Source organism: Thermomonas sp. HDW16, from assembly GCF_011302915.1.
Classification (GTDB): domain Bacteria; phylum Pseudomonadota; class Gammaproteobacteria; order Xanthomonadales; family Xanthomonadaceae; genus Thermomonas.
In genome coordinates, this window is sequence record NZ_CP049872.1 from 2,546,568 (window position 1) to 2,570,496 (window position 23,929).

General features: G+C 59.9%; 23 protein-coding genes. 19 read left to right on the top strand and 4 right to left on the bottom strand.

Going from position 1 to position 23,929, the window contains the following annotated elements:
• Positions 1–4 precede the first annotated feature (4 nt).
• The 16 genes from G7079_RS12085 (at position 5) to G7079_RS12160 (ending at position 15,846) form a co-directional block, all read left to right on the top strand.
• Positions 5–1,408, top strand: a complete 1,404-nt coding sequence (locus G7079_RS12085; protein ID WP_166057543.1) for a sigma-54 dependent transcriptional regulator — start codon at positions 5–7, stop codon at positions 1,406–1,408.
• A gap of 289 nt (positions 1,409–1,697) precedes the next feature.
• The gene (locus G7079_RS13500) at positions 1,698–2,030 is read left to right on the top strand and encodes a prepilin-type N-terminal cleavage/methylation domain-containing protein (RefSeq protein WP_166057544.1); all 333 of its coding nucleotides are present in this window, start codon (positions 1,698–1,700) and stop codon (positions 2,028–2,030) included.
• A 211-nt stretch (positions 2,031–2,241) separates the two neighbouring features.
• Positions 2,242–2,571: a prepilin-type N-terminal cleavage/methylation domain-containing protein gene (locus G7079_RS13480; RefSeq protein ID WP_166057545.1), complete on the top strand. Its 330-nt coding sequence runs from the start codon at positions 2,242–2,244 to the stop codon at positions 2,569–2,571.
• 134 nt (positions 2,572–2,705) lie between these two features.
• Positions 2,706–4,577, top strand: a complete 1,872-nt coding sequence (locus tag G7079_RS12100) for a hypothetical protein (RefSeq protein WP_166057546.1) — start codon at positions 2,706–2,708, stop codon at positions 4,575–4,577.
• A gap of 60 nt (positions 4,578–4,637) precedes the next feature.
• A complete protein-coding gene (gmd, locus tag G7079_RS12105; RefSeq protein WP_166057547.1) occupies positions 4,638–5,747 on the top strand; it encodes a GDP-mannose 4,6-dehydratase in 1,110 nt (369 codons plus the stop codon).
• Positions 5,748–5,752: 5 nt separating this feature from the next.
• The gene (locus tag G7079_RS12110) at positions 5,753–6,691 is read left to right on the top strand and encodes a GDP-L-fucose synthase (RefSeq protein WP_166057548.1); all 939 of its coding nucleotides are present in this window, start codon (positions 5,753–5,755) and stop codon (positions 6,689–6,691) included.
• A 26-nt stretch (positions 6,692–6,717) separates the two neighbouring features.
• On the top strand, positions 6,718–8,157 hold the full coding sequence (locus G7079_RS12115) for a lipopolysaccharide biosynthesis protein (protein WP_166057549.1): 1,440 nt from the start codon (positions 6,718–6,720) through the stop codon (positions 8,155–8,157).
• Positions 8,147–9,049 carry a class I SAM-dependent methyltransferase gene (locus tag G7079_RS12120; protein WP_166057550.1) on the top strand — a complete coding sequence of 301 codons (903 nt, stop codon included), beginning with the start codon at positions 8,147–8,149 and terminating at the stop codon, positions 9,047–9,049. The genes G7079_RS12115 and G7079_RS12120 overlap by 11 nt, the downstream gene beginning before the upstream one ends.
• Positions 9,050–9,134: 85 nt before the next feature.
• Positions 9,135–9,647, top strand: coding sequence for a class I SAM-dependent methyltransferase (locus tag G7079_RS12125; protein WP_166057551.1), 513 nt, complete (start codon positions 9,135–9,137; stop codon positions 9,645–9,647).
• The gene (locus G7079_RS12130) at positions 9,644–10,633 is read left to right on the top strand and encodes a glycosyltransferase family 2 protein (RefSeq protein WP_166057552.1); all 990 of its coding nucleotides are present in this window, start codon (positions 9,644–9,646) and stop codon (positions 10,631–10,633) included. The genes G7079_RS12125 and G7079_RS12130 overlap by 4 nt, the downstream gene beginning before the upstream one ends.
• Positions 10,633–11,553 (top strand): class I SAM-dependent methyltransferase, encoded by a 921-nt coding sequence (locus G7079_RS12135; RefSeq protein WP_166057553.1) that lies wholly within the window; start codon positions 10,633–10,635, stop codon positions 11,551–11,553. The genes G7079_RS12130 and G7079_RS12135 overlap by 1 nt, the downstream gene beginning before the upstream one ends.
• Positions 11,550–11,990, top strand: a complete 441-nt coding sequence (locus G7079_RS12140; protein WP_166057555.1) for a hypothetical protein — start codon at positions 11,550–11,552, stop codon at positions 11,988–11,990. Before G7079_RS12135 ends, G7079_RS12140 begins: the two co-directional genes overlap by 4 nt.
• On the top strand, positions 11,987–13,108 hold the full coding sequence (locus G7079_RS12145) for a DegT/DnrJ/EryC1/StrS family aminotransferase (protein ID WP_166057556.1): 1,122 nt from the start codon (positions 11,987–11,989) through the stop codon (positions 13,106–13,108). The genes G7079_RS12140 and G7079_RS12145 overlap by 4 nt, the downstream gene beginning before the upstream one ends.
• The gene (locus tag G7079_RS12150) at positions 13,105–13,863 is read left to right on the top strand and encodes a class I SAM-dependent methyltransferase (protein WP_166057557.1); all 759 of its coding nucleotides are present in this window, start codon (positions 13,105–13,107) and stop codon (positions 13,861–13,863) included. Before G7079_RS12145 ends, G7079_RS12150 begins: the two co-directional genes overlap by 4 nt.
• Complete coding sequence (locus tag G7079_RS12155) at positions 13,860–15,065, top strand: glycosyltransferase family 4 protein (RefSeq protein WP_166057558.1); 1,206 nt, start codon at positions 13,860–13,862, stop codon at positions 15,063–15,065. Before G7079_RS12150 ends, G7079_RS12155 begins: the two co-directional genes overlap by 4 nt.
• Before the next feature lie 16 nt (positions 15,066–15,081).
• Positions 15,082–15,846: a glycosyltransferase family 2 protein gene (locus G7079_RS12160; protein ID WP_166057559.1), complete on the top strand. Its 765-nt coding sequence runs from the start codon at positions 15,082–15,084 to the stop codon at positions 15,844–15,846.
• 153 nt (positions 15,847–15,999) lie between these two features.
• Here the strand turns inward: G7079_RS12160 and G7079_RS12165 are convergent, their stop codons facing one another.
• The 4 genes from G7079_RS12165 to G7079_RS12180 all read right to left on the bottom strand — a co-directional run bounded on the left by G7079_RS12165 (position 16,000) and on the right by G7079_RS12180 (position 19,893).
• Positions 16,000–17,037, bottom strand: a complete 1,038-nt coding sequence (locus tag G7079_RS12165; protein WP_166057560.1) for a glycosyltransferase family 4 protein — start codon at positions 17,035–17,037, stop codon at positions 16,000–16,002.
• Positions 17,038–17,175: 138 nt separating this feature from the next.
• Positions 17,176–17,889: a class I SAM-dependent methyltransferase gene (locus G7079_RS12170; protein WP_166057561.1), complete on the bottom strand. Its 714-nt coding sequence runs from the start codon at positions 17,887–17,889 to the stop codon at positions 17,176–17,178.
• Positions 17,889–18,971: a glycosyltransferase family 4 protein gene (locus tag G7079_RS12175; RefSeq protein WP_166057562.1), complete on the bottom strand. Its 1,083-nt coding sequence runs from the start codon at positions 18,969–18,971 to the stop codon at positions 17,889–17,891. Before G7079_RS12175 ends, G7079_RS12170 begins: the two co-directional genes overlap by 1 nt.
• Positions 18,972–19,023: 52 nt before the next feature.
• A complete protein-coding gene (locus G7079_RS12180; RefSeq protein WP_166057563.1) occupies positions 19,024–19,893 on the bottom strand; it encodes a glycosyltransferase family 2 protein in 870 nt (289 codons plus the stop codon).
• Positions 19,894–20,022: 129 nt separating this feature from the next.
• Here G7079_RS12180 and pilB point away from each other — a divergent pair, with 129 nt between their 5' ends.
• The 3 genes from pilB to G7079_RS12195 are packed head-to-tail and all read left to right on the top strand — an operon-like array spanning position 20,023 to position 23,894.
• Positions 20,023–21,747, top strand: a complete 1,725-nt coding sequence (gene pilB, locus G7079_RS12185; protein WP_166057564.1) for a type IV-A pilus assembly ATPase PilB — start codon at positions 20,023–20,025, stop codon at positions 21,745–21,747.
• A gap of 11 nt (positions 21,748–21,758) precedes the next feature.
• Positions 21,759–23,030, top strand: a complete 1,272-nt coding sequence (locus G7079_RS12190) for a type II secretion system F family protein (protein WP_166057565.1) — start codon at positions 21,759–21,761, stop codon at positions 23,028–23,030.
• Complete coding sequence (locus G7079_RS12195; protein WP_166057566.1) at positions 23,031–23,894, top strand: A24 family peptidase; 864 nt, start codon at positions 23,031–23,033, stop codon at positions 23,892–23,894.
• Positions 23,895–23,929 lie beyond the last annotated feature (35 nt).

The following is a 23,929-nucleotide window of genomic DNA, read 5'->3' on the forward strand; positions in this document are numbered from 1 at the left end:
ATCCATGACAGCCCCTGCCCGCAGCACCCAGGCCAGCGCCCTGATCGTCGATGACGAGCGCGACATTCGCGAACTGCTGGTGCTGACCCTGGGGCGAATGGGACTGCGCTGCGACACCGCCTCCTCACTCACCGATGCCCGTGCCATGCTGCGGCAGAACCGCTATGCGCTATGCCTGACCGACATGCGCCTGGCCGATGGTTCCGGCGTGGATCTGGTGCGTGAAATCGCCCAGCTGTATGCGGAAACCCCGGTGGCGATGATCACCGCGTTCGGCAACCAGGATGCCGCGGTCGGCGCGCTCAAGGCTGGCGCCTTCGATTTCGTCAGCAAACCGGTGGATCTCAGCGTGCTGCGGGGTCTGGTACAGCATGCTTTGAAGCTGGGCAGCGACTCGCGCAAATCGCCGACAACGGCCCCGGATCCCGCCGCACCCCGCCTGCTCGGGGCTTCGCCGGCCATGGATGATCTGCGCACCACCCTCTCCAAGGTCGCGCGCAGCCAGGCGCCGGTCTACATCGCCGGCGAATCCGGCGTGGGCAAGGAGCTGGTCGCGCGCACCATCCATGCAGAGGGCGCGCGCACCGCAGGCCCGTTCGTACCGGTCAATTGCGGCGCAATTCCGGCCGAATTGATGGAAAGCGAGTTCTTCGGCCACAAGAAGGGCAGCTTCACCGGCGCCCACGCGGACAAGCCAGGCCTGTTCCAGGCGGCGGAGGGCGGCACCCTGTTCCTGGACGAAGTGGCCGAGCTGCCACTGCCGATGCAGGTCAAGCTGCTGCGCGCGATCCAGGAAAAATCCGTGCGCCCAGTGGGCGCCAATGCCGAAATCGCGGTGGACGTACGCATCCTGTCCGCCACCCACAAGAACCTGAGCGCGCTGGTCGATGAGGGCCGCTTTCGCCATGACCTGTACTACCGCATCAACGTGATCGAGCTGCGGGTGCCGCCGCTGCGCGAACGCCGCGAAGACCTGCCGTTGCTCGCCGATGCTGTGCTGGCCCGCCTTGCCACCGCCCAGCATCGGGTCAAGCCGCAACTGCATGCGGATGCCGTGGAAGCGCTGGCCCGCTACAACTTCCCCGGCAACGTGCGTGAGCTGGAGAACATCCTGGAGCGCGCCTTCGCCCTGGCCGATGACGACGGCATCCGTGCCGCCGACCTACGCCTGCCGGAGATGCGGCCCAGCATTCCCGCCCAGGCCGCGGCCGCGCAACTGGACCCAAGCCTGATCGACCCACGCGAATCCGCCACCAGCGCCCTGCCCAGTTTCATCGAGGAAATCGAACGCAAGGCGATCGAGCAGGCCCTGACCGACAACCGCTACAACAAGACCAAGGCCGCCGCGCAGCTGGGCATCACCTTCCGCGCGCTGCGCTACAAGCTGAAGAAGCTGGGGATCGAATAAACCCGCCGCGACGCGCACGACTACACGCGGCTTCACCTGCGTCAAGATCAGCAAAGCCGACAGCCGTGACGTTTTATGTCAAAATCTGACCTTGAGCGTCAGAAATTTTTTCCAAGAAAGGCAAGAACACCGCCGTTTCGGCAAAAAAACGATTCTTTGAACTCTGTCCTGTACTGGCACGCATCCTGCGTTATACCTTTCGCACGTGTCTTCAGGGCACGGCTGCCGAGGGACCGAACAGCGGCACCCATGAAGCACGTGAATCACACCAACTCCTAGGGGATACACCATGAAGAACCAGCAAGGCTTCACCCTGATCGAACTGATGATCGTGGTTGCGATCATCGCCATCCTGGCCGCCATCGCGCTGCCGGCGTACAACAACTACCGCATCCGTTCGGCCGACAACGCCTGCCTGGCCGAGGCCAAGGCCTACACCAATTCGTGGGTGGCTGCCTCGTTCGCCCAGATGAGCATTCCGGCCTGGACTGCAGCGGCTTGCGCTACTCCTGCTACCAATGCTTCTGGCGTCACTCCGGGATCCTTCGGGCCGAAGACTCCGGGTACCGGTAGCGTGAGCTGCGATTCGACCAACGCGACTTGCACGGTTACCCACGTCTAATAGTTTCGCGAAAAGGTTGTTCTGAAAGCCCCTCTTCGCGAGGGGTTTTCTTTTTGCGATACAAGCCAGCCACGGCACGGCAGGCGAACTGATGTCCAATACGTGATGGGCATCCAGATTCCAACAATCAAGCGCCGCGCGCGCCCTTTCTGGCCCGGAACTTGCTCCGCATTCAGGTGTAGTGGCACTTCATACACGAGGGGACGACATCATGCGCAGCAACGACGCGGGTTTTACGTTGATCGAACTGATGATCGTGGTGGCGATCATCGCCCTGTTGGCCGCCATTGCACTGCCTGCGTACAACAGCTACCGGATCCGTTCGGCAGAGAATGCCTGTCTTGCCGAAGCGACGAACTATGCAAGGTTCGCACTCTCGGCAATATACAATCAGGACACTCCAACGGCCGCAATTTTGGGCGCTTGCACCTCGATCGACACGGCGACTGACATCGATACCGATATCACGGCCAGCCCCAAGTCCCCGGGCACCAGAACCACCACTTGCGACATGAACACCGCCAGCTGCGCACTTAACTGACGCTCGTTCCTTCCCCTTCACTGCCGAAGCCTTTGACGCCGCAAACCATCCAGCAGTCTAACGGCGGAGCTGCACACAGCGGGCCGCTACTTCACCGATAATCGGTGACTTGTTGCCCACCCGTGCAAACCGACATGCCGCCAGACAACCGCAGGTTCCTGTTCCTCAGCCTGTTGGTTGCATTTCTCGCATGCCTGCCGTTCCTGCCTGGACTACCTGGCAGCTTCATTTTCGACGACATCCCCAACATCGTCGACAACCCCGGCATCCATCTCTCCGAGTTGAGTGTCGAGGGCCTGTCCAGGGCTGCGGCCGCGTCGCAACTGTCCGGGAACACCCGGCTTCTACCGACACTGACCTTTGCATTTGACTACTGGCGGGCAGGCGGCGCCGACCCGGCAACCTTCAAGACGACGAACATCGTCATTCATGCGATCACCGCTTTCGCGTTGGCATGGTTCTTCAGGAGCCTCCTGCTGGTTGCAGGCATAACCGACGCCCGCTTGAAATGGACGTCCCTCGCACTTGCGCTGGCCTGGGCCGCCCATCCACTCCAGGTGTCTTCAGTTCTGTACTCGATACAACGCCTGCAGACAATGGGCACGCTGTTCCTGGTATTGGCGCTGATCGCGTATCTGCATGCACGACGCGCGCAGATTGCAGGCAGTTCGGGGAGGTCGGGACTGCTGTTGACCGTACTGCTCTGGGCAATGGCGATCGGTTGCAAGGAGGACTCGGCGCTGCTGCCGGCCTATACCCTGGCACTGGAGCTGACCGTACTGCGCTTTGCCGCCGCCGACACGGCCTTGTCGCGCAGGTTCCAGCGCTTCTATTTGATTGCCGCCCTGGCCGGCACGGCCGTTTACTTGCTTGTTGTCGTACCGGGCCACTGGCACCAGGCCGCCTATGCTGGCCGTGACTTCAACACCTTGGAACGCCTTTTGACCCAAGGCAGGGTGCTCGTCATGTACCTCTGGCAGATCGTGGCGCCGGCCCCCCAACATATGCCGTTCTATTACGACTGGCTTCAGCCATCGCGCGGCCTTCTGATCCCCTGGACCACGCTGCCATCTCTCCTGCTTGTCGTTGGCTTGTTGCTCATGGCATGGCGGATCCGCCACCGACATGCGTTGTTTTCGCTGGGGGTGTTCCTGTTCTTCAGCGCACATTTCGTGACCAGCAATGTGGTGGGCCTTGAACTGGCATTCGAACACCGCAACAACTTCGCGCTGATCGGCGCGGTATTGGCCATTGGCAGCCTGCTTGCCCAGGCAAGCAGGCGTTTGCAACTTCCGCCACGCGCACAAGGCGTGCTCTGCATATTGTTGCTGACAGCGCTGGCTTCAACCACGATGCTCCGTGCTCATGCATGGAGCGACGGAATGACATTCGCACGCCTAAGCGCGCAACTTGCCCCTCATTCGGCTCGCGCCTGGGCCTTCCTGTGCCAAGGTGAGCTTGAGCAAGGCGGCGGCGCGATACCGGGCAACCCGAACTTGGACAACGCTGCGGACGCATGCGCAAAGGGAACGGATCTCGCCCCATATGCGCTCAACAACCCCGCGTTGCTGATCGTGTTGAAAACGCTTCGCGGCGACGTCTTGCCGCGCGACTGGGATCTCTTCCAGCATCGGCTGGAAACCGATAACTTGAGCATCGATGATCGCCGCACGCCCTTTCTCCTTATCAGCTACAGCCGAAAAGGCGTAGCACTGGATAAGCAGCGGCTCCTCCTGGCGATCGCAACACTGGTAAAGCGTACCCGGCTGGATGCTTTCGATCTTTCGGCACTCGGCTACTTCATCATGGACGACTTGAATGAGCCGGAGATGGCGATCCCATACTTTGAGAAGGCTATTGAAGCCATTCCAACCAATAACCCGTTCCCCAAGCAACTCGAAGCCGAGTTGAGAGCCAAAGGCTATCCTGAGCTGGCGAAACGGATCGAACGAAACGGCATGGTCAAGAGACGCGCCGTGAGCGCACCCGATGCCGGAAAGCAATGACCCGCCCCACCCGGCGCCACACGTAGCGAGGCTTGGTGCACCCAGCTATCCTTGCCCTCTATGAAACGCGCATTGATCACAGGCATAACCGGTCAGGACGGCGCCTACTTGGCCGAATTTCTGCTTGGGAAAGGCTATGAGGTCCATGGCATCAAGCGGCGCTCCTCATCGTTCAACACCGAACGCATCGATCACCTTTACCAGGATCCACACGAGCAAGACCGACGGCTGTTCCTGCACTACGGCGATCTCACCGACGCCACCAACCTGATCCGTATCGTGCAGCAGGTGCAGCCGGAAGAGATCTACAACCTCGGCGCGCAGAGCCATGTGCAGGTCTCGTTCGAGACACCCGAATACACCGCCAACGCCGACGGCATGGGAACGCTTCGCCTGCTGGAAGCTATCCGGATCCTCGGTCTGGAGAACAAGACCCGCTTCTACCAAGCCTCGACATCGGAACTCTACGGTCTAGTGACCGAAACGCCACAGACCGCGCGCACGCCATTTCATCCGCGCTCGCCCTACGGCGTGGCCAAGCTGTACGCCTACTGGATCACGGTGAACTATCGCGAGGCCTACGGCATCTATGCCTGCAACGGCATCCTGTTCAACCACGAGTCGCCGATCCGCGGCGAGACCTTCGTCACCCGCAAGATCACCCGCGCCCTCGCCCGCATCCACCTTGGACTGCAGGATTGCCTGTATTTGGGCAATCTCGATGCCCGCCGGGACTGGGGACACGCTCGCGATTACGTGGAAGCGCAGTGGTTGATGCTGCAACAACCGCGACCGGAGGACTTCGTGATCGCGACCGGCGTGCAGCATTCGGTGCGCGAATTCACGGCACGCGCCGCACGGGAACTCGGCATCGAAATCGAATGGCGCGGCGAAGGAGTGGAGACACATGGCGTCGTTGCCAACGCACCACCGGATTCCGCGGTGAAGCACGGACAGCAGATCGTCGCTATTGACCCCCGCTACTTCCGTCCTGCCGAAGTGGATACGCTGCTGGGCGATGCCCGCAAGGCGCGCGAACAACTCGGCTGGACACCACGCACTGGCTTCGATGCGCTCGTCTCCGAGATGGTTCAAGCCGACCTGGCCCATGCCACCCGTGATGCGCTGGTCGAACGTTCCGGCTACCGGGTGGCGCATCAACAAGAATGACCGGGATGCAGTCCACCTCGAAGATCTATGTCGCAGGCCATCTTGGCATGGTCGGCTCGGCGATCGTGCGCCATCTGCGGGAAGCTGGCTTCTCCAATCTCGTGCTGCGCACGCGCGCACAACTCGACCTCACCGACCAACACGCGGTCGACACCTTCTTCGCCCGCGAATCGCCCGAGTACGTGTTCCTCGCCGCCGCCAAGGTGGGTGGCATCCACGCTAACAGCACCTATCCGGCCGAATTCGTTCGCGACAACCTCGCCATACAGACCAATGTGATCCATTCGGCCTGGAAACACGGCGCGAAGAAACTGCTGTTCCTCGGCTCGTCCTGCATCTACCCGCGGGATTGCCCGCAGCCGATCAAGGAAGAGTACCTGCTCACCGGCCCGCTGGAACCGACCAACGAGTGGTATGCCATTGCCAAGATCGCCGGGATCAAGATGTGCCAGGCCTATCGCCGGCAATATGGGTTCGACGCGATCTGCGCGATGCCCACCAACCTATATGGGCCGGGTGACAACTACCATCCCGAGAATTCGCACGTGGTGCCGGCGCTGATCCGGCGATTCCACGAGGCGAAACAACGCGACGATAGTGAAGTTGCCATATGGGGAACTGGCACGCCACTGCGCGAGTTCCTGCACGTGGACGACATGGCCGGTGCCGCCGCATTCCTGATGCACCGCTACTCCGGGGAAGACATCATCAACGTCGGTAGTGGCGAGGAAATTTCGATCATGAAACTGGCGACATTGATTGCGAACACCATTGGCTTTAATGGCAGGATTGCGACTGATCCATCCCGGCCTGACGGTACGGCGCGAAAGCTACTTGATTCGTCGCGGATATTCACGCTCGGCTGGCGACCATTGATCAAGTTATCGGATGGTCTGAGGACGACTCGGGCGGAGTTCATTCGCGCGCACTCGGGCGGTGGCTAGAACGTCGCATGCCCTCCAATCCTGCAATGCAGAATCCGCGTCCTCCGCACAGGGCAGAAGTGCTGCATGCGTTCAAGTGGTCGATCCTCGGTGAGGCCGCAACACGCCTGATAGTCCCTGTGGTGTTCTTGGTACTCGCGCGGCTGTTGACGCCCGGAGACTTTGGCGTCGTCGCGGCAGCAACCATGGTTATCAGCCTGTGTCAGTGCATTGCGGACGCGGGACTGGGCAAGGCGCTCGTGCAGCGGCGCGAAGCACTGGACGCGAGCGCCAATGCTGCATTCTGGATCTCGCTTGCCACTTCGCTGGCACTGGGCCTGACGCTTGCAAGTACAGCCCCTATGATCGCGGGCTTCTTCGGTGACTCTCGGATCGAGGCAGTAGTCCGAGTACTGGCCATCCAAGTGCCACTGACCGGATTGGCTGCGATTCCAGTCGCGTTGTTGCAGCGTGACTTCGCATTCCAAGAATTGTTCTGGGTGCGATTTCTTACCGCCGGGCTACCAGCGCTTGCTTCCATCCCGATGGCATTGGCGGGTTTCGGGTACTGGGCGCTGGTGGCGGGCGCAGTCACGGGTCAGGCACTGCAATGTGCCATCCTCTGGTGGCGTGGCCATTGGCGACCTAGCCTGCGCATGGACATGGATACCACGCGGCAACTGGTGGGCTTCGGGCGTTGGACGATGTTGAGCGCCATGCTGGCGTGGTGTTATGGCTGGCTGGATTCGCTCGTCGTGGCTCGCTACTTGGGCATCCACGACATGGGCCTGTACCGGATTGGAAACACGTTCGTGGCCATGGTGTTCGGACTTGTTTTCGCGCCGCTGCTGCCCGTGCTCTACAGCCTGTTCGCAAGCACGGGGCAAAAACGCGATCGGATCGCAGCCTCGCTCGCCATCACGGCCAGAGCAGTAGTTCTCGTATCAATCCCCGCTGCTGCACTCATCGCGCTTCTGAGTAAACCTATCGAAACGACCCTGTTCGGAGCGGGCTGGGAAGGTCTTGCGCCGATTCTGGCCATGCTTGCTGCCTCCCAAGGCATCGCATGGGTAGTGGGCGCCAATGGTGAAGCCTATCGGGCGATGGGTCGGCCCGACCTTGAGGCTTGGACGATGGGGCTGTCACTGGTGGTTTATCTAGTCGGTTACCTGGTTTCGATCAGATATGGGCTCCACGCTTTCGTTGCAACACGGGTAGCCCTGGTAATTGTCGGCGTGGCGCTGCAAGCCGGTGTTGCTCGGCTCGCTCTAGGATTGCCGCTGTCAATCTGGATATGCGCGCTGCTGAAACCCGTGTTGGCGACCTTGGCTGCCGCGGGGGCTGCATGGGCCTCCGGCGGACTGGTCAGCAATGCGTCCGCGCCATTGGTGTTGGCGACGGTCTTCATAGCAACTTATGTCCCGTTGATCGTCGCATTCGACCGAGAGCACGTGTCCTCCCTTCGGAAGCGTTTGCATGGAGCTTGAGCACATCGCCTGCGATCTTTGCGGGAACCCGGGCTACCGCGTGAGGTATCGCAAGCCGGACAACTGGTTGCGCGGGAGTCTGTACGCCTTCCCGGTCGTCGAGTGCGACGAATGCCATCTGGTATACGTCAATCCCCGCCCGACGATGGCAGCAATGTCCTCCTTCTATCCGACGGGTTATCACGACGGGCGCGACCACGCGTCATACTGGCCGAGATACCAGGAGCAGCAAGCGTTGCTTCCGGAGCTGACGGGCAAGCGCGTACTGGACATTGGCTGCGCGCGCGGTGACTTCCTCTCATTCCTGCTCGACCGGGGGCATGACTTCGAAGCGCACGGCATCGATGCATTCTCGATGGGCGTCGCGGATCCCCGGATATCTTTCACCAAGGGTTCGTTCAACTCGGCGGCATATCCGGAAGGATGGTTCGATCTGGTAATGGCGTGGGCGGTTTTCGAACACCTGCACGAGCCCAGCAGCTATTTCACCGAGGCTGCACGGGTGCTCGCGCCTGGTGGGAAGCTGATTATTCTCGTGACGAATGCCGAAAGCCTATATGGCCGAGTGGCGTACCTGGAGGACGTGCCACGGCACACATACCACTATTCCGAGAAGACCCTGGCTGCATATGCCGAAAAGAGTTCCCTGCGATTGCTTGATGTTCGCTACGACGATCGAATCTTCGATGGCCGCGGCCGTGGCATGTTCCGGATTCTTCTGGGTCGCCTCGCTGGGTTCAGCTGGGAAAAGATGATGCGCAACGAACTTCAACAGCACCATAGGGCGGCGATGATGGTAGGCGGACTACTCGACACGATGCTCTTCGCCACACACTGGGAAGCAAAGCTCCGCCGCAGCGGCATCATGGTTGCCACATATGAAAAACCTTAGCGTACATCGGATCCTCGCCCGCTTCCGCTGGCCCAGGCTTCGGCCTCTGTTCGATCTTCCGACGCACTTGACCGATAGCGAGAAGATGGAACTCTTCGATTTGGCCCGCTCAGGAGTCGACCGTGCTGGCAAGGGGTTCAATGCTGTAGAAATCGGGTCGTATCTCGGCGCATCTGCCTCTTTCATTGCTGCCGGTCTTGCCGAAGGAGGTCGCGTGCTCTGCATCGACACATGGACCAACAACGCGATGTCAGAGGGCCAACGCGACACGATGTCGAGCTTCCTCGCCAACACCGCCCACAATCGCGAACAGATCATTCCGATTCGCGGGTGGAGCACCTCCCCGGACGTCATCGCTCGAGTCGCATCCACGGCCGACAAGATCGATTTGTTGTTCATAGACGGCGACCATTCCTATGAGGAAGTGCTTCAGGACTGGCGGGCCTATGCTCCAATGATGGCGCCTGGCGGTGTCGTGGCCATGCACGACGTCGGCTGGGCCGAGGGCGTACAACAAGTCATAGCGGAAGAAATCAGACCGTACGTCATCAACGAGCGTCGCTTTCCCAATTTGTGGTGGGGACAACTGGCGCCGTGAGCCTTTCAGTCATCATCCCCACCCGAAACCGCGCCGGCGTGCTTGATGCCTGCCTCAGCTCCATAGCGGAGCAATCGCTGGCGACGAGCGAGTTCGAAGTCATCGTGGTGGACAATGGTTCGACCGACGAAACACCGCATGTAGTGGAGAGGCATCATGCGTCGCTGCAGCTCCGGTGCGTGCATGCACCGGAACCGGGCTTGCACGTCGGCCGGCATGAAGGTCTGCGCGAAGCCCGCGGTGATGTCCTCGCGTTCGCCGACGACGATATCGTCGCCGAGCCCGCATGGCTGGCGACGGTCGTGGAGAGGTTCAGGGACCCTTCGGTGGCCCTCGTCGGGGGTAACAATTTGCCGCTGTTCGAGCACGCCCCACCGGAATGGCTTGCACGCTGGTGGGATATCCCCGCCAACCACGGGCGGGCGCTTGGCCACCTGAGCATCCTGGACTTCGGCCAAGGACGTTTCGATATCGACCCGAATTTCGTGTGGGGATGCAATTTCTCGATACGCAGGCAGACTTTGCTCGATGCCGGCGGCTTCCACCCCGATGCGATGCCCACCGAACGCCTGCGATGGCGTGGCGATGGGGAGACGCATGTGTCGGAATGGATTCGCCGCTCGGGCCTGCGGACCATTTTCGACTCGGGCGCCAGCGTTCACCACCGCGTCCCCGCCTCACGCATGTCGCCGGGCTATTTCGAGCAACGCAGCTTTGCCCAGGGCATTTCCGATTCCTACACCGACATTCGCAGGGCTGGCGGCTCCCGAATCCCCGTTTTTGCTTCGGCACAGTTGAGGGTGAAAACAGGACTCCGGCGACTCCGTCTCCATGCCACACGAACGACGGACGAGGCCGACGCAAAGTTGAAAGGGGTGCAGTTGGGCGCGCTCGCGGCTTGGGAAAGGGGCTACGATTTCCACCAGAAAGAGGTGCGCAAGGATCCTGCACTGTTCTCCTGGGTCATGAAGGAAACCTATCTGTGATGACCGATTCCAACATGCTCGCCATGGCCCACCGCAACATGCGCCCCGGCCGAGCATCGCTGGTAGGTCGTGTCATACGCTATGCACTCCGCTCGTGGTTTCGTCTAAGCACGCTGGGTGCAACCGCCTATCGCGCGCCGGGCGAAACCGAGCTTGCCCAGATCGAATCGGGATTTCGCGCACTAGACATGCCATGCGAAGACTTGCGCCTGGATGTGGCCGAATTCTCGAACTTCGCGATACGCTTCCCCTTTCCATCTAGCTACTACGATGGCCTCCATGGCACGCTTCACGTCGAAAAACAGCTGGAACACTTCGTCGCCTGGAAGCTGCTCGGGCTAGAACACGCAGACCGTGGCGCGTATGTCGATATTGCTGCATGCGCCAGTCCATGGGCCCGCCTCTTGCGCAATGCAGGTGTCGACGCTTACGCGATCGACTTGGAGGTCGATGCCGCCTTCGAGTCCCTACACTACTATCGCCAGGAGAATGCCACACAGAGCACGTTCGTAGCGGGCTCGATCTTCGGTGCGTCTCTGCAATGTGCCTTCGAGATGTTCGTTGGCGAAGACGATCATGGCCTGATAATCGAACTCGCCCGCATTCTCGCTCCCGGTGGTCGCGCAGTAATCTCTCCGCTATACACGCATACGCATCCCTGCTACTACCAGACCCCAGAATTTTATGGGGCGCCTGTTGGCGATGCTGGTGCCACGGCTTATGTCCGGCGGGGCGCTTGGGGGGTGCAAGCATCCCGAAAATATTCACCTCAGACTCTACGTACGCGTGTTTGGGACGTCGCAATGAAGCACGGACTCCAACCGCGCTTGCTCGTGTTGCGAAATAAAATGGACTTCGGCCAGGATATTTATCTGCACTTCGTTCTGGTGCTGGAAAAGCCGGCGGGGGTCTTTTTGTGATTGAACGAATCATCTACGGCGAGCGTGAGCTCGCGCTGATCATCCGTCGCGATTTCCATCGCGAAGGGATCGAGTTCTTCACGCCCGGCACGTACTCGCAGCAGATCGGCTACATGAACCGTCCCACCGGCTACGTGATCCCACCGCACGTCCACAATCCCGTGAAACGCGAGGTGCAGTACACCAAGGAAGTCCTGATGATCCGAAGCGGACGCGTCCGCGTCGATTTCTACTCCGATGCGCAGCAATATCTGCAGAGCACAGTCCTTGAAACTGGTGACGTGATTCTGCTGGCTTTCGGCGGCCACGGCTTCGAAATGCTGGTACCCACCGAGATCATCGAAGTGAAGCAAGGGCCATATTGTGGGGAGCAGGACAAGACCCGTTTCGAGCCGGTGGACAGCGATCGCATCGTGGTCAAGGGTAACGACGCATGAGCATGCCCGGCATTCCCGTCAACGAGCCGTTGCTTGACGGCAACGAAAAACGCTACCTCGCGGAGTGCATCGACACGGGCTGGATTTCATCGGAAGGCCCGTTCGTCTCGGCGTTCGAGGAGAAGTTCGCCCAGCGCGTCGGCCGGCGCCACGGCATCGCTGTGTGCAACGGAACCGCGGCATTGGATGCTGCCATCGAGGCACTTGGAATCGGCCCGGGTGACGAGGTGATCCTGCCTGCATTCACGATCATCTCCTGCGTCGGGCAGATCGTGCGCTCTGGCGCCACGCCCGTGCTCGTCGATAGTGATCCGGTCACCTGGAACATGGACGTTGCCCGCATCGCAGAGCGCATCACGCCGCGGACGCGGGCGATCATGGTCGTGCACACATACGGGTTGCCGGTGGACATGGGGCCGGTGCTGGCACTCGCCGCTCAGCACGACCTGAAGATCATCGAAGATGCCGCCGAAGCGCACGGCCAAACCTACCGTGACCAGCCCTGCGGCAGCTTCGGCGACATCAGCACCTTCAGTTTCTATCCGAACAAGCACGTGACGACAGGCGAAGGCGGCATGGTGCTGGCCGACGACGACGTGCTCGCCGAAACCTGCCGCAGCCTGCGCAACCTCTGCTTCCAGCCCGGCAAGCGCTTCGTGCACGAACGCCTCGGGTGGAACCTGCGAATGACCAATCTGCAGGCGGCGCTCGGCGTCGCCCAGCTCGAGCGCCTCGATGGCTCCATCGAACGCAAGCGTGCGATGGGCGCGCGCTACACCGAAGCCCTCTCCAACCTCCCGGGCGTGCAGTTGCCCGTCGCCGCGACGGAGTACGCGGACAACCATTACTGGGTTTACGGGGTCGTGCTCGAAGACACTCTCGATATCGATGCGCAGGAAGCCATGCGCCGCCTCAGCGCGCACGGCATCGGCACGCGACCGTTCTTCTGCCCGATGCACATGCAACCGGTCCTGCGCGGTGCCGATTTTTTCGCCGGCGAGTCCCACCCGGTATCGGAGCGCCTTTACCGCAAAGGCTTCTACATACCAAGTGGCCTGGCGCTGACGCCCAACCAGATGGAGCGCGTGGCCGAGGCTTTGCACAAGGTGCTGGCATGACCGAGCCCTTTGACGCATACGCGGCGTATTACGACCTGCTGTACCAGGACAAGGACTATGCCGCCGATGCCAGCTACATCCTGGAGCTACTTTCCGAGCAGGACATTCGCAGCGGATCCATCCTCGAACTCGGGTGTGGCACAGGGAGGCACGCCGAATATTTCCATGCCTCCGGGTTTTCCATCGATGGCTACGACCTCAGTGCGAACATGGTAGCCGCCGCGGCGAACCGCCTGCCAGCATCTCCCGACATCCACTTTTCCGTTGGTGATGCGCGGACAATTCGAACCGGCAAGCGGTACGACGCCGTATTGGCCTTGTTCCATGTCGTCAGCTATCAAGCCACAAACAAGGATCTGCACGCCGTCCTCGATACTGCGGCGAGCCACCTGGAACCCGATGGGGTTTTCATTTTCGATTGCTGGTATGGCCCCGGAGTCCTCATGGATCCGCCAAGCGATCGGTTGCGCCAGGTCGAAGACGATTCACTCACGATCACTCGCAAGGCAACCCCCGTAGTCCATCCGCGCAAGAACCTGGTCGATGTGAACTACGAGATCACTGCGACGTCCAAGCTAGATGGATCGCGTAGGACGGTGCTGGAATCGCATCGGATGCGTTATCTTTTCGAGCCCGAAATCCACTTGATGCTGGATGCCTGCGGACTCCGCATGACCGCTGCATACGCCTATCCGACGAAACGCGAGCCAGCGCTGGACACCTGGCAAGCGATCTTCGTAGCCAGCCCGCGATGAAGAAGGTATTGGTCATCCATGGCGAGGGGAACACGTTCAACAACCCGTCGTTGAAAGCCATTATCGACCTGCTTGGCTCACGTGGGTACCAATGCCATATCCGATATGCAAGCAGTCCCGCTCCGATGCCCTCGTACCCGAACATCGTGCAGCTGCCCTATGGCTGGTTCCTGCGGAAGGTCAAGCGCTGGACATACGACCGCTTGTGCTCCCGGTGGCTGGCACGCTTGTTCGTGTCGATCGAAGACATCGCCATATACCCCGAATTCGACCTGATACTGGCAGTTGACCGCCTCGGGCTAATCGAGGCCGCTATACTGAGCAAGCGCCACGGCACGCCTTTCGTTTTCATCTCGTTCGAGATCATGTTTGCGGACGAAACATCGCGTCGCTTCAAGAGAATCGAAAGACTTTCAGCGCGCAACTGCTGTTTTTGGATCGTCCAAGACGAAGTCCGCGCAGCGTGCCTGGTAGAAGAGAACGCCCTGGACATCGAAAATAGTTTCATCCTGCCGCTGGCGTCCGCAGGCCCAGGGGTATTCCCAGCAATGCGACTCCGGGATCAGATGGGTATCCCAAAAAATTACAGCGTCGCGGTACTGATTGGATCACTCACGACCTGGTCGATGGCCAAGGAGACAATCGAATCCGTTCGGGATTGGCCGCCCGACTGGGCACTGCTTGTCCATGAGCGCTACGGAAACACCGAATCAGCGTTGAATAGGCTCGGGGTAAGCGCACACGAACTTTCGGATCGAATCTATTTCAGCGGCCAAGCCCCCGACCGGGTGGATGACCTTGGGTACGTGCTTGAGGGCGTATCGGCGGGCTTGGCGTTCTATCGCCCGACCCACGACTCTATTTATACGGGAAAAAACCTTGAATATCTTGGATTCGCATCCGGAAAGGTAAGCACTTACTTGCGCTATGGTATTCCAGTCATTTGCAATGAGATCGGCCTGTATGCACAACAGGTTCGTGCCCATGACTTTGGCGTAGTAGTCGCTCACCCAAGCCAGATTGCGCAGGCTCTCCCCTTGACTTCCGAACCCACGACAATGTCCCCATCCCGCTATTTCGCGGATTTTTTGGATTTCAACTTGAGAAGCAGCGAGCTTTTGCACCGATTTGAACAATGCATGGCTGCGCCATGCGGCTGCGAGCCCCCCTCCTCCATAGAAGATCGCATCTGTGCTGATTGAAATTGGAATGACATGAATGCCTCATCGTCAAAGCACACCAAGACTATCCATCGTGATTGCGACCCATCAAGCGGCCGTTACGCTACCGCGCTGCTTGGATTCGATCTTCAACCAGACATTTGATCAGTGGGAAATATTGCTGGCGGACGGGGCGTCCACCGATGGCACTATCGAACTGATCAATAAATACCAAGACGGTATTGCATGGTGGCAGTCTTGTCGTGATGGCGGGATATATGACGCATGGAACCAAGCCTTGTCTCACGCAACGGGCGATTACATTTGTTTTCTTGGCGCTGACGATGCGCTGCACTCACCGGACACGCTTGCGAACATTTTTACCGCCATCGGAGATACAAAGTACGATCTCGTCACTAGTCGCGGCAGGCTTTGCGATGCCTCCGGCCCAGCCAAGCATGTGATTGGAACATCGTGGGCAGACTCGAAACTTCCACGTCGGATCCGGGTTTGCCACCCCGGCCTCCTGCACCATCGCTCGCTATTCGAACGCTATGGATCATTCGACCCAGGATTCAGAATCGCGGGAGATATGGACTTCTTGCTTCGACTCCCCGGCGACATCTCCTGCCATGACCTGCAAATGGTCACAGTCGACATTCAAGACGGCGGCATAAGCCGCCGCCTTTTCTGGCAACGAATTGGCGAATACAGACGAATTCATGCCGCCTCTCCTCGTGTGGGGCCAACCAAGGCCTGGATATATTGGGCAGACAAGGCTTTGCGCCGGCCGATAGCGCTCCTGTTGGGTCTGTCACATTAATTCCCATTGGGATTTACAAATCCCATCATCCCTCTCATCGAAACACTATCGCGTGAAACGCGCACCAGGGATCAGCCAACACATGCCGCATTAACCGAAAAGGTATCCACGCGGGATGTAATGAGATCAGATTTTCATGTGGCGCGACGAGTGTCATGCTGAAATGGCATGTGCAGCCACGTAGAGACGGACATATGCATCGATCATCGGCAAGACGGAGAAGTGCTTGACCACGCTATGGCGCGCTGCATTCGCCATGGATTCACGAAGCCGCGTATCATTCGCCAACATTCGTACAGCCGTCGCAAATGCACGTATGTCGTCGCGCGGGCATAACAGGCCGGTGACGCCATCTTCCACGATTTCTGGCAGAGACGCCGAGTTTGTCGCGATCACCGGCAATCCACAAGCCATTGCCTCAGCCGCCACAAGACCAAAGCCTTCGCTGCGGGAAGGAAACAGGAAGGCATCGGCTTGTTGCATTGCCACGATGACGCCGTCATTGGACAGGAGCCCTAGGTCGTGCATGTTCGACGGCATGGCGGACTTATCCGCTTCGGCCAACACGCCACCGGTGTAGCGCAACTCGAACCCCTCACCTAGCTCACGCATGATCGGCGCCAGCAGATCCACGCCCTTTCGCGCCATCCAGCCTCCCACGTAGAGAAGGCGAAACGGCCGACAGGACTCCGACGTAAACTCACCTGGCCGGAAACACGTTGTGTCAATGCCATTGTGGATCACATGCATCGGCACATTGCACAGATCCTGGCGGGCGCTATCGAGCACAAACTGACTCACGGCGGCGACATGGTGTGCACGCTTCAAGACGCGGCGCTCAATCGGAGCTATCCACCAACGATGATAAGCCGCACGCAATCGGCCCTTGTAAGGGAGCAGCATCGGATCGTGGATCGAATGATGCAGCGTGGCCACCACGGGCAGATGCTCAGGGATGAAGCGGGGATGAAGCCATGTGTTGACATGCACCACATTCGCCCACTGCGGCAGCTCAGGCACCGACACCATCCAAGGCAGGTATTCGGCCCGGTGCGGCAACCAAGTGATTTCGGCACGGATGCCACGATCGTTCAGGCCAGCGCAAAGGCGCTCCGTGAAAACATCCGCACCGGTGCCAGCGCGGATCGCGGGAAACCAGACTGCTGGACTATCCTCTTCCGCGTTGCGCATCTATGCTGTCCGCCCACCGAAATCAATGAATCCATGCAGTACCGAGACACGGAGGGCAGCGACCGAATCCACAGGCAAACGCGTGCGTCCCATGCCTGATAAATACAGCACATTCGACCAAACATCATTCACGCTAACTCAATCCACTGCGACACCATGGAAATAGACTTGGTACTGCCATGCCACTGGCCAAGCAACTAGGGAGAAAGCCTGCGCACCGCGCAGAGGCCACGACAATGGCGATCCGCGCCGGATCCAGTGCCAGTCGAGAGTATGCAGATCGCGCCAGCGCGCATCGATGGCGAATCCCGCACCACGAATCATGCAAGCCCATTGTTCGAGCGTACGCACCGTCTCGCGCACGGCAACCTGCCCTGTGCCTTGGTATAACCCGAGACGACGTGTAAGAAAATCGGCATTCGGCACTAGGATCAGCACCTGCGCGCCCGGGCGCACAACCCGACGCATCTCACGTAGTGCGCGCGGTTGATCGAGGAAGTGCTCGAGGGAGCCCATGCATGTCACTAGATCGAAACTCCCATCTTCGAATGACAGCTTCTCCGCAACACCTTCGCGCAAGTCCGCAACAGGTAGTCGCGCGCGTGCAGCGGCTATGGCTCGCGCGGAAATGTCGATGCCTGTTGGAATGGCCCCATGTCCAGCCAATTCACCCAGCCAAGCACCTGTACCACAAGCGACATCGAGCACTGAACGACCATGCAACGGGCCCAAGCGCGACGCAATGCGCCGCATGTGCCAAGGGACGCGACTTCCATCAAGAAGGCCGGTGTAATACTCCGTATCATAGAAGCGGCGCACTTCGTCGTGCCTCAGGCTCTGATGCTCAGCCATTACGGATCTCCTCCATCGAGCAGGCGCCGCAACCTCGTCTCGAACACCTCCCAGCCATAGCACGCAGCGGCCTCGCGAATGGCTCGCCTCGCGCGGACATCACCGCGTGTCTCGAGCCTATGCGTGATCGCTCGGGCGAAGGCCTCATGATCGCCAGCCACGATCAGATCCCCTGTCGCATGTTCTAGAACTGCATCTGGCACCCCGCCTACGGCAAACGCGACGGTTGGCAGCCCGTTAGCCGCGGCTTCGATGGCCACCATTCCAAACCCCTCGACGTCACCCGGCACTTCGCGCACCGGGAATACATGGACATCCGCTGACTGATATGCAGTTGCGAGCACCTCATCATCGCAATGCGGAAGAAACAGGATCGACCCAGTCATTCCGGCAGCTTCCGCCGCTTCCTGCACGCGACGGAGTTCGGAGCCTGGTTCAGTCTTCGCTGCATGAACCGCATCATCGCCGATCACAACCAAGCGCGCGTCCGGGTATACATTCAAAACTAGCGGTAAGGTTTTATGGACGAAATCGACTAGACCCTTGCGCGGAGTCAACCGACCAACCGACAGCATCAGGGGACGGGCACCCAATCCATGCCGCTCACGGAAAGTTTCGACGGCGTCGGGCCGCAGCGGAGGAAAGTCAGTGCCAGGATGCAGGATCTCGACGTGCGCGACGCCGGCGCGGGTGGCCAACATCGCAGTGTTGCGGCTGTTCACCAATGCGAGGTCGGCGCGACGAACAAACGGCAGCCATGCGAGACGATATGGCGTACTGTTTGTGACGATATCGAGCCCATGCAGGTAAACGATGTAGCGTGCACCAAACAGACGCGCGCAGGCCCAAGCGAATGGAGCGGACAATCCGCTTCCCGCGACCACGACCCCCGGTTTGCTGCTGCGAGCCAGCGACAACGCGCGCGGAAGCGCACTGACCAGGAAGCGCGACAATCGTTCCGCTGGCACTTCAGCGACTGAAGTATCAGGCGGCAACTCCGCACCACAACCGAATGGACCACAAACCGCCAGGGGGCCTATATCGGCAAGCGCATGCGCGAGACGCAAATTCAGACGCTCCATTCCACCACGCAATGGCGGCAGATTTCGAGTGACCAGTAGGCTGCTTCGCCGATCAGACATCACGCCGATAAATGAGCGATGTGATCTGCTCCGACACTAAGCCAATCAGGAAGATGATCACCGCAGCACTGAAGAGCAGCATGCTCATGTTGGTGAATTGATGGTGGGTTGCATAGGTATAGCCGTACCAACCCAGGCCCGCCAGAAAAAACGCCAATGCCGTGGGGGCAAATAGTTTCAGGGGCGAGTACAAGCTGGCGATCTTGAAAATGATGAGCAAGAAGCGGACACCATCCTTGACCGGACTGATATGACTGCTCATACCGACACGCTTGGAAACCGAGATGTGGACGTACGCAACCGGATAGGCACTGCGGAAGAACGCCATGGTGCTTGTGGTTGGATAACTGAAGCCGTTGGGCAGCAAATGAAGGAATTCGCGGAACCGGTTCGCGCGTACTGCGCGGAAGCCTGACGTCAGGTCCAGTACCTTGTGCCCTGTCATCCAACTGGCCAAATGGTTGTAGAGCGCATTGGCCAGACTTCTCCCGACATTGGCCTGTCCGCCGCCATCACGGGCACCTACCGCCATGTCAAAGCCGCCATCCAGCTTCGCCAGCAGAGAATGGATGTCAGCCGGATTGTGCTGACCGTCCGCATCCATGAACACCAGTATCTCGCCGATCGCGGCGCGGGTACCACGCTTGATCGCCGCACCATTCCCCATCGAATAAGGGGAGGACAACACTGTTGCTCCGTGCGTCGTAGCCAGCACTGCCGTTTCGTCGGTGGAGCCATCGTCCACCACGATCACTTCGGCATCCGGGAATGCTTCACGTATCGCAGGCAATGTACGCCTTAGCCCTTCCGCCTCGTTGCGGGCAGGCAAGACAATGCTGACAACTGGTCGTGAGTTCCCCATGGCGAGAGAGCGTAGCGTGATTTGCCCTGCAGGTCATGGTCGGTTGCCGGCTTATCCGAGGCCGGGCAATGCCTTGCAGGCGATTTTTGCAGTAAAGTCAGCTTTAGTCGCTGGGGAGAGCGCAGACATATGAGCGCAACTGCATCCGCCAATCTGATGGGAATCACCGGCATCGCCCGGCGCCTGGTGCTGGACGGTGCCATGGACGAGGCCGCCGCGCGCAAGGCGATGGACGCGGCGACCAAGGAACGCATCCCGTTGGCGACCTACATCGCCGACAAGAAGCTGGCGAATCCTGCGGCACTGGCAGCGGCCTATTCAATGGAATTCGGCATTCCGTTGGTCGATTCGCTGGCCCTCGACCCCAACCAATCCGCAATTCGGCTGGTAAAGGAAGACCTAGTCCGCAAGCATCAGGCACTTCCGTTGTTCAAGCGCGGCGGTCGCCTTTTCGTGGGCGTGGCGGATCCGACCAATCATGCGGCGCTGGAGGAAATCAAGTTCCACACCAATTTGGCTGTTGAGCCGATCCTGATTGATGCCGAACGGCTCAAGCGCAGCATCGATGGATGGCTGGAGGCTGCGGAGGACCTGGCCGATGGGATGGGTGACGCCGATGGCCTCGAAGGCCTGGAGGTCAGCGGCGGAGACGAAGACTTCTCCGGCGATTCGGGCGTGGATGCGGGTGGAGACGACACACCCGTCGTCAAGTTCATCAACAAGATGCTGGTGGATGCCATTCGCAAGGGCGCATCGGACATCCACTTCGAACCGTATGAAACAGAGTATCGGGTTCGCTTCCGCATCGACGGCATCCTGAAGACGATCAAGCGGGTACCGGTCAAGCTGCATCAACGCATCTCTGCTCGCCTGAAGGTGATGGCGCAGTTGGACATCGCCGAGAAACGGGTGCCGCAGGACGGTCGCATCAAACTCAACCTGTCCAAGAGCAAGCAGATCGATTTCCGCGTCAGCACTTTACCCACCTTGTTCGGTGAAAAAGTGGTGCTGCGCATTCTGGATGGCAGCGCGGCCAGGCTCGGCATCGAGAAACTGGGCTACGAGCCGGACCAGCAGAAGCTGTTCGTGGACGCGGTCAAGCGCCCCTATGGCATGGTCCTGGTCACCGGCCCCACCGGCTCCGGCAAGACCGTGAGCCTGTACACCGCGCTCAACATCCTCAACGAGGACGAGCGCAACATCAGCACGGTCGAGGATCCCGTTGAAATCCGCGTTCCCGGCATCAACCAGGTACAAATGAACGTGAAGCGCGGCATGACCTTTGCCGCCGCCTTGCGCAGTTTCCTGCGCCAGGATCCGGACGTGCTGATGGTGGGCGAAATCCGCGACCTGGAAACTGCCGAGATCGCGATCAAGGCGGCACAGACCGGCCACATGGTGTTGTCCACCCTGCATACCAACGACGCCCCGCAAACCATCGCTCGCCTGATGAACATGGGTGTGGCCCCGTACAACATCACCAGCTCGGTCAGCCTGGTCATCGCCCAGCGCCTTTTGCGCCGCCTGCACGATTGCAAGCGCGTGGTGCATCTCCCGGAACATGCGCTGCTGGCGGAGGGCTTCACCGCCGACGAAGTCCATGCCGGCATCAACGTGTACGAGGCAGTCGGCTGCGAAGACTGCACGGAAGGTTACAAGGGGCGGGCCGGCGTCTACCAGGTCATGCCGATGACCGACGAGATCCAGCAGATCGTGTTGGCCGGTGGTAATGTCCAACAAATCACCGAGGCCGCCCTCGCCAGTGGCGTCCGCGACCTGCGCCGTTCCGCGTTGGACAAGGTCAAGCAGGGCGTCACCAGCCTGATCGAAATCAACCGCGTCACCAAGGATTGAGGGAAACCGCCATGTCTGCACACCGAGCCGCTATCAGCAAGGCCAGGACCCAGGCGGAATCCCGCCGTTTGAACCCGATGGTGGAATTCGTCTGGCAAGGCCGCGACAAGCGCGGCATCGTCATGAAGGGCGAACAACTGGCGAAAAATGCCAACTTGCTGCGCGCCGAGCTGCGCAAGCAAGGCATCACCCCGACCGTGGTCAAACCCAAGGGCAAACCACTGTTCGGCGGTGGTGCCAGCCGGATCAAGCCCCGTGATATCGCCATTTTCAGCCGCCAACTGGCCACCATGATGAAATCGGGCGTGCCCATCGTGATGGCGCTGGAAATCATCGCGGGTGGCCAGAAGAACCCTGCCATGAAAAAAATGGTCACGGGCCTGAGGACCGAGATCGAAAGTGGCGCCTCGATCTATGAGGCGCTGAGTCTGTATCCGGTGCAATTCGACGAGCTCTACCGCAACTTGGTGCACGCAGGCGAATCGTCAGGCGTCTTGGAAACCGTCCTGGAGACGATTGCCAATTACAAAGAAAACATCGAATCGATCAAGGGCAAGATCAAGAAGGCATTGTTCTATCCCACGGCCATCATCGCCGTGGCGATACTCATCTGCGCCGTCCTCCTGATCTACGTGGTTCCGGTTTTCAAGGAAACCTTCCAGAGCTATGGCGCCGACCTGCCCGCGTTTACCGAATTCGTCTTTGGCATCTCCGACATCGTCGTCAAATGGTGGTGGCTCGTTGGCATTGTCGTCATGATCGCCTTTGGCGTCTTCATGTTTTTCTACAAGCGATCGGATCCACTCAGGCACTGGATCGATCGGATGATGCTGAAGATCCCCGTGATCGGCCAAGTACTGCACAACTCCTCCCTCGCCCGCTTCGCCCGCACGCTGGCAGTGACGTTCAAGGCTGGTGTACCGCTGGTGGAGGCGCTGGGCAACGTGGCCGGCGCCACCGGCAATACGGTGTATGAAAAGGCCGTATTGCGCATGAAGAATGACGTGGCCGTTGGTTATCCACTGAATATGGCGATGAAGCAGGTGAATGTCTTCCCGCACATGGTGATCCAGATGACGGCCATCGGCGAAGAGGCCGGCGCGCTGGATACCATGTTGTTCAAGGTTGCCGAGTTCTATGAGGAAGAGGTCAACAATGCCGTCGATGCACTGTCCAGCCTGATCGAGCCGGCGGTGATGGTGATCATTGGTGGCCTGGTCGGCTCCATCGTCATCGCGATGTACCTGCCGATCTTCAAGATCGCCATGACGGTCATGGGCTGAATGGCCTATCTGGATGCACACCCCGGCCTCGGCTATCCCGCCGCGGCCGGCTTGGGGTTGCTGGTCGGCAGCTTCCTGAACGTGGTGATCCTGCGGCTGCCGCGTCGGCTTGAGTGGCAGTGGAAGCGCGACGCGCGCGAAATACTGGAAGAACCCGAGCTCTACGACCCACCGCCACCGGGGATCGTGGTGGAACGCTCGCATTGTCCGCATTGCGGGCACGAACTGTCCTGGTACGAGAACATCCCCGTCTTCAGCTGGCTGGCGCTGCGCGGCAAGTGCCGCAGTTGCAAGGCACCGATTTCGATCCAGTATCCGCTGGTCGAACTGCTGACGGCAGCACTGTTCCTCGCCTGCGTGTCGCGCTTCGGCTTCGGTTGGCAGGGCTTTGGCGCGATGCTGCTCACCGGCTTCCTGATCGCGATGTCCGGCATCGACCTGCGCACGCGATTGTTGCCGGATCAACTCACGTTGCCCTTGATGTGGCTGGGTTTCGTCGCCTCGATCGAGAACCTGTACGTTGGCCAGAAAGCCGCCCTGCTGGGCGCGATGGCCGGCTACTTGAGCCTGTGGTCGGTGTACTGGCTGTTCAAGCAGCTCACCGGCAAGGAAGGCATGGGCCATGGCGACTTCAAATTGCTGGCGGCGCTCGGCGCGTGGACGGGCCTGGCCGGGGTGCTGCCGACGGTGCTGATCTCGTCGCTGGTCGGTGCGGTGATCGGCTCGATCTGGCTGGCGGTCAAGGGCAAGGACAAGGCGACGCCCATTCCATTCGGCCCTTACCTCGCGATTGCCGGCTGGATCACCTTCTTTTGGGGTCATGACCTGGTCGGCGCATATATGCGTTTCGCCGGCCTGGCTTGATCGCCGCGTCAGCCCGTTCGGAATGAGCCTGCGCT

Coding starts and splice junctions, on each gene's coding strand:
- G7079_RS12085 (WP_166057543.1), top strand. CDS start 5: ATGACAGCCCCTGCCCGCAGCACCCAGGCCAGCGCCCTGATCGTCGAT.
- G7079_RS13500 (WP_166057544.1), top strand. CDS start 1,698: ATGAAGAACCAGCAAGGCTTCACCCTGATCGAACTGATGATCGTGGTT.
- G7079_RS13480 (WP_166057545.1), top strand. CDS start 2,242: ATGCGCAGCAACGACGCGGGTTTTACGTTGATCGAACTGATGATCGTG.
- G7079_RS12100 (WP_166057546.1), top strand. CDS start 2,706: ATGCCGCCAGACAACCGCAGGTTCCTGTTCCTCAGCCTGTTGGTTGCA.
- gmd (WP_166057547.1), top strand. CDS start 4,638: ATGAAACGCGCATTGATCACAGGCATAACCGGTCAGGACGGCGCCTAC.
- G7079_RS12110 (WP_166057548.1), top strand. CDS start 5,753: ATGCAGTCCACCTCGAAGATCTATGTCGCAGGCCATCTTGGCATGGTC.
- G7079_RS12115 (WP_166057549.1), top strand. CDS start 6,718: ATGCAGAATCCGCGTCCTCCGCACAGGGCAGAAGTGCTGCATGCGTTC.
- G7079_RS12120 (WP_166057550.1), top strand. CDS start 8,147: ATGGAGCTTGAGCACATCGCCTGCGATCTTTGCGGGAACCCGGGCTAC.
- G7079_RS12125 (WP_166057551.1), top strand. CDS start 9,135: ATGGAACTCTTCGATTTGGCCCGCTCAGGAGTCGACCGTGCTGGCAAG.
- G7079_RS12135 (WP_166057553.1), top strand. CDS start 10,633: ATGACCGATTCCAACATGCTCGCCATGGCCCACCGCAACATGCGCCCC.
- G7079_RS12145 (WP_166057556.1), top strand. CDS start 11,987: ATGAGCATGCCCGGCATTCCCGTCAACGAGCCGTTGCTTGACGGCAAC.
- G7079_RS12150 (WP_166057557.1), top strand. CDS start 13,105: ATGACCGAGCCCTTTGACGCATACGCGGCGTATTACGACCTGCTGTAC.
- G7079_RS12155 (WP_166057558.1), top strand. CDS start 13,860: ATGAAGAAGGTATTGGTCATCCATGGCGAGGGGAACACGTTCAACAAC.
- G7079_RS12160 (WP_166057559.1), top strand. CDS start 15,082: ATGCCTCATCGTCAAAGCACACCAAGACTATCCATCGTGATTGCGACC.
- G7079_RS12165 (WP_166057560.1), bottom strand. CDS start 17,037: ATGCGCAACGCGGAAGAGGATAGTCCAGCAGTCTGGTTTCCCGCGATC.
- G7079_RS12170 (WP_166057561.1), bottom strand. CDS start 17,889: ATGGCTGAGCATCAGAGCCTGAGGCACGACGAAGTGCGCCGCTTCTAT.
- G7079_RS12175 (WP_166057562.1), bottom strand. CDS start 18,971: ATGGAGCGTCTGAATTTGCGTCTCGCGCATGCGCTTGCCGATATAGGC.
- G7079_RS12180 (WP_166057563.1), bottom strand. CDS start 19,893: ATGGGGAACTCACGACCAGTTGTCAGCATTGTCTTGCCTGCCCGCAAC.
- pilB (WP_166057564.1), top strand. CDS start 20,023: ATGAGCGCAACTGCATCCGCCAATCTGATGGGAATCACCGGCATCGCC.
- G7079_RS12190 (WP_166057565.1), top strand. CDS start 21,759: ATGTCTGCACACCGAGCCGCTATCAGCAAGGCCAGGACCCAGGCGGAA.
- G7079_RS12195 (WP_166057566.1), top strand. CDS start 23,031: ATGGCCTATCTGGATGCACACCCCGGCCTCGGCTATCCCGCCGCGGCC.